Here is a 12,950-nt window from a genome sequence, read left to right on the forward strand (position 1 = left end):
GCCCATGCTGGGATTCGCCCAACTCTTCGCGAGCCGCCTGGTCAAGGCCGCCGCGATCCTGATCGCCATCGTGGTGATGAACTTCTTCCTCGTCCACGCCGCCCCCGGCGACCCGGCCATGGTGATGGCCGGCGAAGCGGGAGCCGCAGACGAGAGATTCGTGGCGCAGCTGCGCGAGCAGTTCGGGCTCGACCGGCCGCTCCACGAACAGCTCGCCACCTATGTCGGCAAGATCGTGCAGGGCGATCTCGGCTTCTCCTACCGGCAGCAGCGGCCGGTCTGGGACATCCTGGCGGAACGGCTGCCGGCGACGCTGGTGCTGACGCTGACCGCCTTCCTGCTGGCGCTGGCGCTGGGCGTCGCGCTCGGCACGCTGGCGGCGGTGACGGTCGGCACCTGGGCCGACAGCGCGATCACCGTGGTCGCCCTGCTCGCCTACGCCACGCCGATCTACTGGATCGGTCTGATGCTGAGCCTGCTGTTCTCCATCCAGCTCGGCTGGCTGCCGGCCTTCGGCTATGAGACCATCGGCGCCGGATACACCGGCTTGGCCCATGTCGCCGACGTGGCCGCCCACCTGATCCTGCCGGTCATCACGCTGGCGCTGTTCTACATGGCGGGCTATGCGCGCCTCACCCGCGCCTCGATGCTGGAGGTGCGCGGCCTCGATTTCATCAAGACCGCCAAGGCCAAGGGCCTGTCGCAGGGCCGCATCGTCACCCGCCACGTCCTGCGCAACGCCATCCTGCCGGTCATCACCGTGGCCGGCATCCAGGCCGGGCAGCTGGTCGGCGGTTCCATCCTGATCGAAACCGTGTTCGCCTGGCCCGGCATCGGCCGGCTGGCCTTCGAGGCGGTGCTGCAGCGCGACTATCAGGTGCTGCTGGGCATCTTCCTGGTCACGTCGGTCATGGTGATCCTCTTCAACATCCTGACCGACATCCTCTACGGCCTCGTCGATCCCCGGATTCAGGTGTCCCAATGATGAAGTCGGATTTCTGGCGGGCCTTCGCCCGCAACAAGGGCGCCGTCATCGGCCTCGTCCTCCTCGCCGCCATCGTGGCGCTGGCGGCCTTCGCCTCCATCCTGTTCCCCGCCGACCCGTGGGAGATGGCGACCGCTCCCTTCCAGCCGCCGCTCTCGGAGGATGCGCTGCTCGGCTCCGACATGCTGGGCCGCGACATCGCGTCGGGCATCGCCCATGGCGCGCGGGTATCGCTGCTGATCGGCCTGACCTCCACCGCCGCCGCGCTCGCCATCGGCGTCACCCTGGGAGCGCTCGCCGGCTTCCATGGCGGCCGGATCGACGACGCCATCATGCGCTTCACCGAGCTGTTCCAGACCATACCGAACTTCGTGCTGGCGGTGGTGCTGGTCGCCATCTTCACCCCAAGCCTGACCACCATCGTGCTCGCCATCGCCGTCGTCAGCTGGCCGCCGCTGGCCCGGCTCGCCCGTGCCGAGTTCCTCAGCCTGCGCTCGCGCGAGTTCGTGCAGGCCGCCATCACCACCGGCCAGAGCAACGGCACCATCATCCTGCGCCAGATCCTGCCCAACAGCCTGTCGCCGATCATCGTCTCGGCTTCGCTGATGGTCGCGACCGCGATCCTGCTGGAAAGCTCGCTGAGCTTCCTCGGCCTGGGCGATCCCAACGCCATGAGCTGGGGCTACATGATCGGCGCCGCCCGTACCGTGATCCGTCAGGCCTGGTGGATGAGCGTCTTCCCCGGACTGGCCATCGTGCTGACCGTGCTGGCGCTGAACCTCGTCGGCGAAGGGCTGAACGACGCCCTGAACCCGAAGCTCGCCCGGTCGCGGGGCTGAGCCGATGAGCCTGTCCGAACCGTCCCGCACCCCGCCGGAGACCGCCGCCATGACCACGCCTCTCCTTGATGTGCGCGGCCTCAGCATCGCGCTGCCGCCGGGCGCCGACCGCCCGTTGGCGGTGGACAACCTGACCTTCACCCTGAACCCGGACGAGATCCTGTGCGTGGTCGGCGAGTCCGGTTCCGGCAAGTCGATGACCGCCCACGCCATGATGGGCCTCCTGCCCGCCCCGCATGTCCGGGTATCCGGCGGCAGCCTGCTGTTCAAGGGCCGCGACGTGCTGACCATGCCGGAGGCGGAACAGCGCTCCCTGCGCGGCGGCCGCATCGCCATGGTGTTCCAGGAGCCGATGACCGCGCTGAACCCGCTGATGCGGGTCGGCCGCCAGATCGCCGAGAGCTTGCGCGAACACACCGGCCTGACCGCCCAGGCACGACGCGCCCGCGTGGTGGAACTGCTGGCCCAGGTCGGCCTGCCCAACCCGGCGGAACTGGCCGACGCCTATCCCTTCCGGCTGTCGGGCGGCCAGCGCCAGCGCGTGATGATCGCCATGGCGCTGGCCTGCCAGCCCGACATCCTGATCGCCGACGAGCCGACCACCGCGCTGGACGTCACCACCCAGAAGCAGATCCTCGACCTGATCCGCTCGATCCAGGCCGAACGCCATATGGGCATGATGTTCATCACCCATGATTTCGGCGTGGTAGCGGAGATCGCCCACCGGGTCGCGGTGATGCGCCATGGCAGGATGGTGGAGTACGGCCCGGCGGCGGACGTGCTGAACCGGCCGCAGCATCCCTACACCCGGCAGCTGATCGCCTCGGTCCCGCATTACATCGAGCATCGCGACGACCACGCCAGGGCCGGCGCGCCGTTGCTGGTCGCCGACAAGGTGCGCAAGGTGTTCAATGTCGGCGGCGGCCTGTTCAAGAAGTCCAAGCAGGTGGTGGCCGGCGACGACCTGTCGCTGACCATCCATCCCGGCGAGACGGTCGGGCTGGTCGGCGAGTCGGGTTCCGGCAAATCGACGCTGGGCCGCTCCATCGTCGGGCTGATCAAGCCGGATTCGGGGCGCATCCTGTTCGAGGGCACCGACCTGCTGGCGCTCGACCGCAAGGGCTTCCGGCCCTACCGGCGGGCGGTGCAGATGGTGTTCCAGGATCCCTACGCCTCGCTGAACCCGCGCCACCGCGTCGGCGACATCGTGGCACAGGGGCCGGTGGCCTTCGGCGAGGACCGGAGCAAGGCGCTGGCCCGCGCACGGGAGCTGCTGGCGATGGTCGGGCTCGACGGCTCGGCGGCCGACCGCTACCCGCATGAATTCTCCGGCGGCCAGCGCCAGCGCATCGGCATCGCCCGTGCGCTCGCCATGGAACCCAGGCTGCTGGTGGCGGACGAGCCGGTCTCGGCCCTCGACGTGTCGGTGCAGGGACAGGTCCTCGAACTGCTGGACGACATCCGCAAGCGGCTGAACCTCGCCATGCTGTTCATCACCCACGATCTGCGCGTCGCCGCCCAGGTCTGCGACACCATCGCGGTGATGCGGCGCGGCAGGATCGTCGAGATGGGAACCGCGCGGGAGGTCTTCACCCACCCGAAGGACGCCTACACCCGCAGCCTGCTCGACGCCATTCCCGGCAAGGCGTGGCATATCCCCGACGACCTGCAGTCCGGCAAGGTTCAGGCAAACCGGGCGGGAGCGCACTGAATGAAGGTCGCCATCATCGGGGCCGGCGCGGTCGGCGGATTGCTGACCGCCCGGCTGGGCGCCACCGACGCCGAGGTCACGCTGGTCGCCCGGCCGAACGCGGCCGCCGCGATCCGCCGCAACGGCCTGACCATGGTCACGCCGCTGAACCGCGTCGCCCGCATCGCTCCCCGCGTCACCGACGACAGCCTGTCGCTGGGGCCGCAGGATTTGGTGTTCCTCTGCGTCAAGGCCCATGCGCTGCGCGGCACCATCGACACGCTGGCGCCGCTGCTGGGGCCTGAGACGGCCATCGTGCCGATGATCAACGGCGTTCCCTGGTGGTATCCGCACCGCCAGCCGGAACCGCTGGCCGACCGGCCGCTCGCCAGCGTCGATCCCGACGGGCTGCTCTGGCGCTCGATCGATCCCGACCGGGTGGTCGGGGCGACGACCTTCGTCGCTGTCGAGGGCGACGGCCCCTGCCGCCTGCGCCATGTCAGCGACCAGCGCTTCGTCTTCGGCGATGCGGCCGATAGGGACAACCCGGCGGTGGACCGCATCGTAACCCTGTTCGGGCAGGCGGGGTTCCAGCCGGCCAAGACCGCCGACATCCGCCAGGCGATCTGGGTGAAGCTGTGGGGCAACCTCGCCTTCAATCCCCTGAGCGTTCTGACCGGATCGACGCTCGGCCGGCTGTGCAACGACCCCGGCACGCGGGAGGCCGGCCGCGCCATGATGCTGGAGGCCAAGGAGGTCGCCGAGCGGCTGGGCGTCGCCTTCGCCACCAGCGTGGACGAGCGCATCGCCATGGCCGCCGGTGTCGGCGACTTCAAGACCTCGATGCTCCAGGACTATGAGGCCGGCCGCCGGCTGGAGCTGGACGCGATCCTGGGATCGGTCATCGAGCTGGCCGAGCGCACCGGCGTGGACGTGCCGATGCTGCGGGCGGTGCTGGCGATGGTCGACCTGAAGGCGCGGGAGCGGCGGGAGGCGGCGGCTTAAGTTGGCCCCCTCAACCGATGCCCCCTCCCCATCCCTCCCCCGCTTCGCGGGAGAGGGGGTAGGACGCTTGTCAACGTGAACTTTTCCCAAAGCGGCGGAGTTCCCTCTCCCGCGAGAGCGGGGGAGGGTTAGGGAGGGGGCAACCGCAACAGCCCCTCCTCCAGAAACCAACAAACCCCACCCGGAGTCCCCATGTCCCTCCCCTCCAACCTGCCGATCGACGGCGACCGCCTGTGGGACAGCCTCGCCGCGATGGCGAAGATCGGCGCGACGCCCAAGGGCGGCAGCTGCCGCCTCGCCCTGTCCGACGAGGACAAGGACGGCCGCGACCTGTTCGTCTCCTGGTGCGAGGCCGCCGGCTGCACGGTGACGGTCGACCGCATCGGCAACATCTTCGCCCGCCGCGCCGGCCGCGACCCGGGCCTGCCGCCGGTGGTGATGGGCAGCCATCTCGACACCCAGCCGACCGGCGGCCGCTTCGACGGCGTGTTCGGCGTGCTGGCGGCGCTGGAGGTGGTGCGCTCGCTGAACGACCGCGGGGTCGAGACGCTGCACCCGGTCGAGATCGCGGTGTGGACCAACGAGGAGGGCTCGCGCTTCTCGCCGCCGATGATGGGATCGGGCGTCGTCACCGGCGTCTTCGCCCTGGACGAGATCCTCGACAAGGTGGCGCAGGACGGGGCGCGGCTCGGCGACGAGCTGGTCCGCACCGGCTATGCCGGCGACGCCCCGGTCGACCACCCGATGCATGCCTATCTGGAGGCCCACATCGAGCAGGGGCCGGTGCTGGAGGTCGAGGGCAAGGAGATCGGCGTCGTCACCGGCGCCCAGGGCCAGCGCTGGTACGAGGTGACGGTGACGGGCGTCGAGGCCCATGCCGGCCCGACGCCGATGCGCCTGCGCCGCGACGCTCTGGTCGCCGCCTCGGCCATGGTGCAGGCGGTGCAGCAGGTCGGGCTGGAGACGGCGGGTGACGCTTGCGCCACCGTCGGCATCCTCGACGTCCACCCGCATTCGCGCAACGTCATCCCCGGCCGGGTCTTCTTCACCGTCGACCTGCGCCACCCGGATGCCGGCACGCTGGCCGACATGGACCGCCGCTTCCGCGCAGCCGTCGCCGCGATCGCCGAACGGAACGGGGTCGCGGCCGAGATCGCCGATTTCTGGCACTTCCCGCCGACGCCCTTCGCGGCGGAGCTGGTCGACCGGGTGCGCGACGCGGCGGCGGGCTTCGGCTTCAGCCATCGCGACATCGTGTCGGGCGCAGGCCACGACGCGGTCTATGTGGCGGGCAAGGTGCCGACCGCGATGGTCTTCATCCCCTGCGAGGACGGCATCAGCCACAACGAGGTCGAGAACATCGCCCCCGCCGACGGGGCGCGCGGCGCCGCCGTGCTGTTCGAGGCGCTGGTCGCCACCGCCGGGCAGCCGTAAGGCGCCGGCCCTTGCCCCCACCCTGACCCTCCCCCGCTGGGCGGGGGAGGGGATGCGCCCTTTCCCTCTCCTGCCCAGCGGGGGAGGGAGGGACCCACGCGGCAGCGTGGGAGGGTGGGGGCACCACGTCCACAAGTCTCCCGGAGTCCTTCCATGAAGTTCGTCCACCATCCCGACACCGCCCTGCACCGCCCCGCCACCTACTTCAACAAGGGGCTGCTGCGCGCCCTGCCCGAGAAGCCGGAACGGGTCGGCGCGCTGGCCTCGCTGATCGAAAGCCGCGGGGAGCAGCTGATCCGTCCCGACGACTACGGCCCGGCCCCGCGCGCCGCAATCCACACCCCGGCCTATCTGGCGTTCCTGGAGACCGCCCATGCGCGCTGGGTGGCGGCCGGCGACATGGGCGAGGTGGTGCTGCCCAACGTCCACCGGATGCAGGCGTCGCCCAACTACCCCACCGGCATCGTCGGACAGGCCGGCTGGCACATGTTCGACACCGCCTGCCCGATCGGCGCCGGCACCTGGGCCGCCACCTGCGCCGCGACCAACGCCGCCATCCATGCGGCCAAGCTGGTCGCCACCGGGGCCGACCGCGCGGCCTACGCGCTGTGCCGGCCGCCGGGGCACCATGCCACCCGCGACATGGCCGGCGGCTTCTGCTACCTGAACCATGTCGCCATCGCCGCCGAATCGGTGCTGCCTCTGCTGCGCGCCCAGGGCCGGCCGGCGCGGGTCGCCATCATCGACGTCGACGTCCATCACGGCAACGGCACCCAGGACATCTTCTACGACCGCGACGACGTCTATTTCGTCTCGGTCCACGGCGATCCGGCGGAGTTCTATCCGCACATGGCCGGCTACGCCCAGGAGCGCGGCACCGGCCGCGGCGAGGGCTATACCCTCAACCTGCCGCTGCCCATCGGCAGCGACGAGGCCACCGTGCTGGCGACCATCGGCCATGGGCTGGCGGAGATCGGCCGCTTCGCCCCCGACATGCTGTTCGTCTCGCTCGGCTTCGACACCTTCATCGACGACCCGCTGGCCGCCTTCGGCGTCACCACCCCCGGCTTCGCCCGGATGGGCGCGCTGATCGCCGCCGCCGGCCTGCCGACGGTGCTGGTCCAGGAGGGCGGCTACGCCATCGACGCGCTGTCCGCCAACCTGTCGAGCTTCCTGGACGGCTTCGGGGACGGCTTCGGCGGCAAGGCCGCGGCATGACGGCAATCGCCGCCGCCGGGGCGGGCCGCGATCCGGTCAAATACATCCTGATCGCCACCATCAGCCTGTTCTGGGGCCTGAACTGGCCGGCGGTGAAGACCATCCTGACCCAGATGCCGATCTTCAGCCTGCGCGCCATCGGCTTCACCGCCGGGGCGGTGCTGCTGCTGGGAGCGGCGAAGCTGGCCGGGCACCGGCTGCGGGTCGAGCGGGAGGAATGGCCGGCGCTGGCGGCGGGCGGCCTGTGCAACGTGCTGGTCTTCAACCTCTGCACCGCGCTGGGCCAGAGCCTGATGCCGACCTCGCAGGCGGCGATCATCGCCTTCACCATGCCGGCCTGGGCGACGCTGCTGGCGATTCCGCTGCTGGGGGAGCGGCCGGGGCGGCGGCAGATCCTCGGGCTGGCCTGCGGGCTGGCCGGGCTGCTGGTGCTGCTGGGGCCGGAGGCGCTGTCCGCCCCCCCATCGGCGCTGGCGTCGGCGCTGGCCGGACCGGCGGTGATGCTGGTGGCGGCGCTCGCCTGGGCGCTCGGCACCATCGTGATGAAGCGGCGGGCCTGGCGCAGCAACCCGATGGTCATCACCGGCTGGCAATATGTCCTCTGCGCCCTGCCGATGATCGTGCTGGCGGGGAGCGAGGCGCGGCCGGCGCTGTCCGAGCTGCATGCCGCGGTGTGGGTCGGCTTCGCCTGGCACATCGTCTGCTCGATCTGCGTGGCGCAGGCGCTGTGGTACGTCACCGTCCGCCGCCTGACGGTGGGAGAGGCGGCGGTCAGCACCCTGCTGATCCCGGTGGTCGGGGTCGGCGGCGCCGTGCTGCTGCTGGGCGACCCGCTGACCCTGCGGCTGGCGGCGGCGCTGGTTCTGATCCTCGCCGCCGTCGCCTGCGTGCTGATCAGGCCGGCAAGGCGCTGATCAGACCGTGCCGACCCGCCGGCAGCGCCGCTTCATCCGGGCGATCGCCTCGGCGGCGCGGTCGCCGGTGAGGTCGAAGCCGCGTTCGTCGAGCAGCAGCCCGTCGGAGTTGAAGGCCCGGACCTGCAACCCATCGGGCGTCTCCTCCACCGTCAGGTCGAGGATGCCGTCGCCGGTCTCGTTGCCGGTGATGTCGAGGAAGTCGTCGACCTCGTCGAAATTGAGGTCGAGATCGTCCGGCCACACCCCTTCGGCGGTGAAGTCGAGCAGGTCGTTCAGCCCGCCGACCGGCTCGCAGCGCCGCACCCGCGGGTCGGCGGCCGACACCGCCTCGGCGAAGGCGGCCATCGCCTGGCGGATGCGCTCCTGCTCGATCGGGTCGATCTCCGGCTCCCCGGCCTCGCCGCCGAAGCCGAGATTCAGCGGGTCGGGCATCCCCTCGCCCGCCTGCTCCGGATCCTCCTCCATCACCAGCCCGACGACGCCGACGAGGCGGGTGCCGCCCTCCTCCGGGTCGGCCAGCAGATCCTGTTCGCGGACGAAGGCCTCGGCCTCCGCCGCCGAGGAGAGCAGGCGGCGCAGCAGGACGCGGCGGTCGGCGGCCTCCAGGTAGGACAGCGGTTCCGGGTCGAGCCACAGCGGCAGGAGCCGCATGTCGGTGGCCTTCTCCAGCAGCCCGGCCGAATCGAGCGCCCGCTCGATGGTGTCGACCGGCGGCGGCGCGTCCAGCCGTCCCTCGACCTCCAGCACCAGCCAGAACAGCGTCGTCATGATCGGGTCGCCATGCTCGTCGGTGCCCAGCACCGCTTCGGCGAAGGTTTCGACCTCGTCGAGGAAGTCGTAGCCCTCCTCCTCGCGCATCTTGCCCAGCGCCGCCTCGATCACGCCCTGGCGGTTGGCGTCGAGCACCTCGTCCAGCAGCGCCGGAAAGCGCTCGTCGTTGTTGCGCCACAGCCGGACCAGCCGGTCGGCCGGCGTCCCGGCAAATTGGCCGCCCTTGCCGTTGGCTCCGTCCTTCTTCGCCATGATGCGCCCGTTCCTTTCTGACATCTCGCGTCGAACCGCCGTGACCATAGGAGCGGCGGGCGGTCCTGTCGACCGCGATATCGTGACGGCCGCAAGCCGGGACCGGGGCGGCGATCCGCCCCCTTCCCCGCCGGCGGGAAAGGGGTAGAGTCGGGGGGCATCCCTTCCCCGGTGAACCGCCATGGCCGACCGTCCCGCCTTCCCGAAAGACTTCCTGTGGGGGGCCTCCACCTCCGCCTACCAGATCGAGGGGGGCGCCGGGGCCGACGGGCGGGCGCCCGGCATCTGGGACAGCTTCTGCCGGCTGAAGGGCCGGGTCGACAATGGCGACAGCGGCGACGTCGCCTGCGACCATTACCACCGGATGCCCGAGGACGTGGATCTGATGGCCGCGCTGGGCTTGCAGGCCTACCGCTTCTCGGTCTCCTGGCCGCGGGTGCTGCCGCGCGGGCGGGGGGCGCCCAACGGCAAGGGGCTGGATTTCTACGACCGGCTGATCGACCGGCTGCTGGAGAAGGGGATCGAGCCCTGGCTCTGCCTCTATCACTGGGACCTGCCGCAGGCGTTGCAGGATCTGGGCGGCTGGACGGTGCGCGACAGCGCCGGCTGGTATGCCGACTATGCCGCGCTGTGCGCCCGGCGCTATGGCGACCGGGTGAAGCGCTGGGCGACCTTCAACGAGTTCTCGGTCTTCACCCTGTTCGGCTGGGCCTTCGGCTGGGGAGCCCCCAGCATCGCCGACCGCGCCGCCCACCTGAAGGCGATCCACCATGTCAACCTCGCCCATGGCGCCGGGGTCGACACGCTGCGGGCCCTGGTGCCGGGCGCCTCGATCGGTGCCGTCCACAGCGTCCAGCCGATGCGGCCGGCGACCGGCCGGCCGGAGGATGTCGAGGCGGCGGCCCTGTTCGACGAGCATTGGAACCGCGCCTTCCCCGAGCCGCAGCTGCTCGCACATTACCCGCCGCGCATCGCCCAGGCCATCGAGCCCTATGTGCAGGCCGGCGACATGGCGCGCATCGCCCGGCCGGTCGACTGGTTCGGGCTGAACCATTACGCCCCGGTCTATGGACAGAAGGACGACAGCCTGATCTGGGGCTTCGGCTTCGGCGCACCGCCGCCGGAGATGGAGCGGACTGCCATCGACTGGCCCTTCGATCCCGGCTGTTTCCGCGACACGCTGCTGGATCTGACCCGCCGCTACCGCCTGCCGATCTACGTCACCGAGAACGGCTACGGCACCAAGGCGGACGAGACGCCGAACGCCGAGGGCCGCGTGGTGGATGGGGACCGGCTGGCCTACCTCCAGGCCTACATCGCCGCAATGGCGGAGGCGAAGGCGCAGGGCGCCGACGTGCGGGGCTATTTCGTCTGGTCGCTGCTGGACAATTTCGAATGGGGCGGCGGCTATGGCACCCGCTTCGGCATCGTCCGGGTGGATTTCACGACGCAAGCGCGGATCCCGAAGGAGTCGGCACGCTGGTACGCGGAGCTGATCCGGGGGGCGTGAGCCGCCGGCCGTCCGCCCCGCCGGGAGCAGAGACGGGAGCACCGGCGGGGGCGGCGGCCGGGAAGGTGGATGGAACGTCGTGGAACATCTTCCGGCCGGTGTTCCATCCGGAGGCCGGCGCGGCGGCAGGGACAGGGGTCGGGACAGGGGCCGGGGCCGGGGTTTGGGCCGGGGCCGGGGCAGAGGTCGGGGCAGAGGTCGGGGCCGGGGTTTGGGCCGGCATGCCGCGGTGGGCCGGTGCGTCGAGGCCGGCGAACAGGCCGAGCCGCTCGGCCAGCCAGCGCACCGTCGAGGGGTCGCCGGCCGAAACCAGCCGCTCGATCTGTTCGGCCACCAGGGCGCGCAGCGACGCAAGGCGCAATTCCGCCTCGCGGTTCAGCGCCTCGCGCTCCCACCACACCCGGATGCGGAAATCCTTCGAACCGTAATAGGCCCGCCACAGGGTGGTGCGGCTGCAACCCATAGCGCGGGCGACATGAAGGAAGGAGCTGCCACGGGCCAGCATGCCGGCGGCCATGATCCATTGCTCCTCGTGGAACTGCGATCCGGGAACCAGCGAGCCACCCGCCGGGGCCGGCGGCTCCTCGGCCCAATAGGGAAGACGGTCTTGCGGAAGGGTGCGGGCGTCGAGGGGCATGGTGCGGCTCCATGGGGGGCTGGGACTGCGCGGCAGGATATAGGATTATTTTCTGATATGGGGATTTTTTGCTTAGAGGCTGGCCGTCCCAGCGGTCGCATGAGGGAGCGGCCGGGGGCATCCGGCCATTGTCGCGGAAAGGACTGGATTGCCGCCCAATTCCTGAATTCCCGATTGTCGGGTATCGGGATCGGCGCCATCCGGACGACGCACCGTCCGGACCGGCCGGCCCCATTTTTCCGTGGCATTGCCCGACGCCGCCATCAGGCCCACAAGACATCAGGCGCGGTCCCCGGGGGAACCGCGCCTGATTGTTCGGTCTCGTACTGCCTGAACCGCGCTTACCAGCGGCCGGCGCGGGCCTGCGACGGCCTGCCCTGGCCGCCGTCGCGCTGCCACGGCCTCGCTCCTCCGCGGCCACCGGCCGGGCGGCCCGCCGGCCGTCCACTACCGCCGGAGAAGGAGCGTTGCGGCTCGATGCCCGAAATCGTGTGGATCGCCAGCGTCGCGCCGGTGAAGCGCTCGATGCGGGACAGCGTGTCGCGATCGGATCGGGATGCGAAGGACACCGCGATGCCCGATGCGCCCGCCCGGCCGGTGCGGCCGATGCGGTGGACATAGTCCTCGGCCGAGCGCGGCAGGTCGAAGTTGATGACGTGGGTGATGTCGCGCACGTCGATGCCGCGTGCCGCCACGTCGGTCGCCACCAGCAGGCGGACCTGGCCGGTGCGCAGGCGCTGGAGCGTGCGGTTGCGCTTGGACTGGTCCATGTCGCCGTGCAGGGCGGCGGCAGCATGGCCGGCGGCGCTCAGCTCCTCGGCCAGCGCGTCGGCATCGCGCTTGGTCGCGGCGAAGATGATCGCCTTGCCGACCTCTTCCTGGCCGGCGAAGTGCATCAGCAGGCGGCGCTTGTGGTCCATGTCGTCGGCATGGTGCAGGCGCTGTTCCACGTTGATCGCGGTGGCCTGGCTTTCGACGGCGACGCGTTCCGGGTTGCGCAGCAGCTTGCCGGCCAGCTGGGCCATGCGGCGGTCCAGCGTGGCCGTGAACAGCAGCGTCTGGCGGCCGGCCTGGCAGGCATCGGCGATCCGCTCGACGTCGTCGAGGAAGCCCATGTCCAGCATGCGGTCCGCTTCGTCGAGGATCAGCACCTCGACGGCGCTGAGATCGATCCGCTGACGGTCGATGTGGTCGATCAGGCGCCCAGGCGTCGCCACCACGACATGCACCGGGCGCGACAGCATGCGAAGCTGCTCGCCATACGGCATGCCGCCGACCACGTCGATGATGTTCATGCGCAGCGGCCGGGCGTATTTGCGCGCCGCCTGGGTGACCTGGCTGGCCAGTTCACGCGTCGGGGCAAGCACGAGGATGCGCGGCGCGGCAATGCCCGGAACCGGCATTTCGGCCACGCGGGTCAGGGCCGGCAGCATGAAGGCCGCGGTCTTGCCGGTGCCGGTTTCGGCGGTGGCGAGGATGTCGCGGCCGGCAAGCGCCGGCGGGATGGCGGCCGCCTGGACCGGCGTCGGCGTGGTGTAGCCATGCTCACCGAGAGCCTGGGCGATTTTGGAATGAATGCCGAGTTCAGCGAAAGTCTGTTCGGAAACAATCAGTTCGGACAAGGAGTGGAACCTTCCACAAGCATGACGGCGCAAAGCGGACCACGCCCCCGATTGGGGAACGGTCAAGCGC

At 70.7% G+C, this 12,950-nt stretch carries 11 protein-coding genes; 8 read left to right on the forward strand and 3 right to left on the reverse strand.

Annotated elements, in window-relative coordinates:
- Positions 1 to 4: 4 nt before the first annotated feature.
- From ABMY26_RS05075 to ABMY26_RS05105, 7 genes are all read left to right on the forward strand, one after another.
- Positions 5 to 985, forward strand: a complete 981-nt coding sequence (locus tag ABMY26_RS05075; RefSeq protein ID WP_372394402.1) for an ABC transporter permease — start codon at positions 5 to 7, stop codon at positions 983 to 985.
- On the forward strand, positions 982 to 1,824 hold the full coding sequence (locus ABMY26_RS05080) for an ABC transporter permease (protein ID WP_372394403.1): 843 nt from the start codon (positions 982 to 984) through the stop codon (positions 1,822 to 1,824). The genes ABMY26_RS05075 and ABMY26_RS05080 overlap by 4 nt, the downstream gene beginning before the upstream one ends.
- Before the next feature lie 49 nt (positions 1,825 to 1,873).
- Positions 1,874 to 3,535 (forward strand): ABC transporter ATP-binding protein, encoded by a 1,662-nt coding sequence (locus ABMY26_RS05085; RefSeq protein WP_372394404.1) that lies wholly within the window; start codon positions 1,874 to 1,876, stop codon positions 3,533 to 3,535.
- Complete coding sequence (locus ABMY26_RS05090; protein WP_372394405.1) at positions 3,536 to 4,519, forward strand: ketopantoate reductase family protein; 984 nt, start codon at positions 3,536 to 3,538, stop codon at positions 4,517 to 4,519. It abuts the gene before it with no gap.
- A gap of 192 nt (positions 4,520 to 4,711) precedes the next feature.
- Entirely contained in the window at positions 4,712 to 5,953 is a 1,242-nt protein-coding gene (locus ABMY26_RS05095; RefSeq protein WP_372394406.1) for a Zn-dependent hydrolase, read from the forward strand.
- Positions 5,954 to 6,106: 153 nt separating this feature from the next.
- Positions 6,107 to 7,171: a histone deacetylase family protein gene (locus ABMY26_RS05100; protein ID WP_045586180.1), complete on the forward strand. Its 1,065-nt coding sequence runs from the start codon at positions 6,107 to 6,109 to the stop codon at positions 7,169 to 7,171.
- Complete coding sequence (locus ABMY26_RS05105) at positions 7,168 to 8,085, forward strand: DMT family transporter (protein ID WP_372394407.1); 918 nt, start codon at positions 7,168 to 7,170, stop codon at positions 8,083 to 8,085. Before ABMY26_RS05100 ends, ABMY26_RS05105 begins: the two co-directional genes overlap by 4 nt.
- On the opposite strand, the gene ABMY26_RS05110 is transcribed toward ABMY26_RS05105, so the two are convergent.
- A complete protein-coding gene (locus ABMY26_RS05110) occupies positions 8,086 to 9,111 on the reverse strand; it encodes a hypothetical protein (RefSeq protein WP_372394408.1) in 1,026 nt (341 codons plus the stop codon).
- Between the two features lie 181 nt (positions 9,112 to 9,292).
- On the opposite strand from ABMY26_RS05110, the gene ABMY26_RS05115 reads away from it, so the two are divergent.
- A complete protein-coding gene (locus ABMY26_RS05115) occupies positions 9,293 to 10,621 on the forward strand; it encodes a GH1 family beta-glucosidase (RefSeq protein WP_372394409.1) in 1,329 nt (442 codons plus the stop codon).
- On the opposite strand, the gene ABMY26_RS05120 is transcribed toward ABMY26_RS05115, so the two are convergent.
- Both ABMY26_RS05120 and ABMY26_RS05125 read right to left on the reverse strand, forming a co-directional pair.
- On the reverse strand, positions 10,554 to 11,258 hold the full coding sequence (locus ABMY26_RS05120) for a hypothetical protein (RefSeq protein WP_372394410.1): 705 nt from the start codon (positions 11,256 to 11,258) through the stop codon (positions 10,554 to 10,556). The genes ABMY26_RS05115 and ABMY26_RS05120 overlap by 68 nt on opposite strands.
- Positions 11,259 to 11,599: 341 nt before the next feature.
- A complete protein-coding gene (locus ABMY26_RS05125) occupies positions 11,600 to 12,880 on the reverse strand; it encodes a DEAD/DEAH box helicase (RefSeq protein WP_245636876.1) in 1,281 nt (426 codons plus the stop codon).
- Between the last annotated feature and the right edge of the window lie 70 nt (positions 12,881 to 12,950).

Source organism: Azospirillum sp. HJ39, assembly GCF_041507355.1.
In the GTDB taxonomy this organism is placed as follows: domain Bacteria; phylum Pseudomonadota; class Alphaproteobacteria; order Azospirillales; family Azospirillaceae; genus Azospirillum; species Azospirillum thiophilum.

Excerpts from the sequence above, each read along its gene's own strand:
- ABMY26_RS05075 (WP_372394402.1), top strand. The coding sequence starts at position 5 with ATGCTGGGATTCGCCCAACTCTTCGCGAGCCGCCTGGTCAAGGCCGCC.
- ABMY26_RS05080 (WP_372394403.1), top strand. The coding sequence starts at position 982 with ATGATGAAGTCGGATTTCTGGCGGGCCTTCGCCCGCAACAAGGGCGCC.
- ABMY26_RS05085 (WP_372394404.1), top strand. The coding sequence starts at position 1,874 with ATGACCACGCCTCTCCTTGATGTGCGCGGCCTCAGCATCGCGCTGCCG.
- ABMY26_RS05090 (WP_372394405.1), top strand. The coding sequence starts at position 3,536 with ATGAAGGTCGCCATCATCGGGGCCGGCGCGGTCGGCGGATTGCTGACC.
- ABMY26_RS05095 (WP_372394406.1), top strand. The coding sequence starts at position 4,712 with ATGTCCCTCCCCTCCAACCTGCCGATCGACGGCGACCGCCTGTGGGAC.
- ABMY26_RS05100 (WP_045586180.1), top strand. The coding sequence starts at position 6,107 with ATGAAGTTCGTCCACCATCCCGACACCGCCCTGCACCGCCCCGCCACC.
- ABMY26_RS05105 (WP_372394407.1), top strand. The coding sequence starts at position 7,168 with ATGACGGCAATCGCCGCCGCCGGGGCGGGCCGCGATCCGGTCAAATAC.
- ABMY26_RS05110 (WP_372394408.1), bottom strand. The coding sequence starts at position 9,111 with ATGGCGAAGAAGGACGGAGCCAACGGCAAGGGCGGCCAATTTGCCGGG.
- ABMY26_RS05115 (WP_372394409.1), top strand. The coding sequence starts at position 9,293 with ATGGCCGACCGTCCCGCCTTCCCGAAAGACTTCCTGTGGGGGGCCTCC.
- ABMY26_RS05120 (WP_372394410.1), bottom strand. The coding sequence starts at position 11,258 with ATGCCCCTCGACGCCCGCACCCTTCCGCAAGACCGTCTTCCCTATTGG.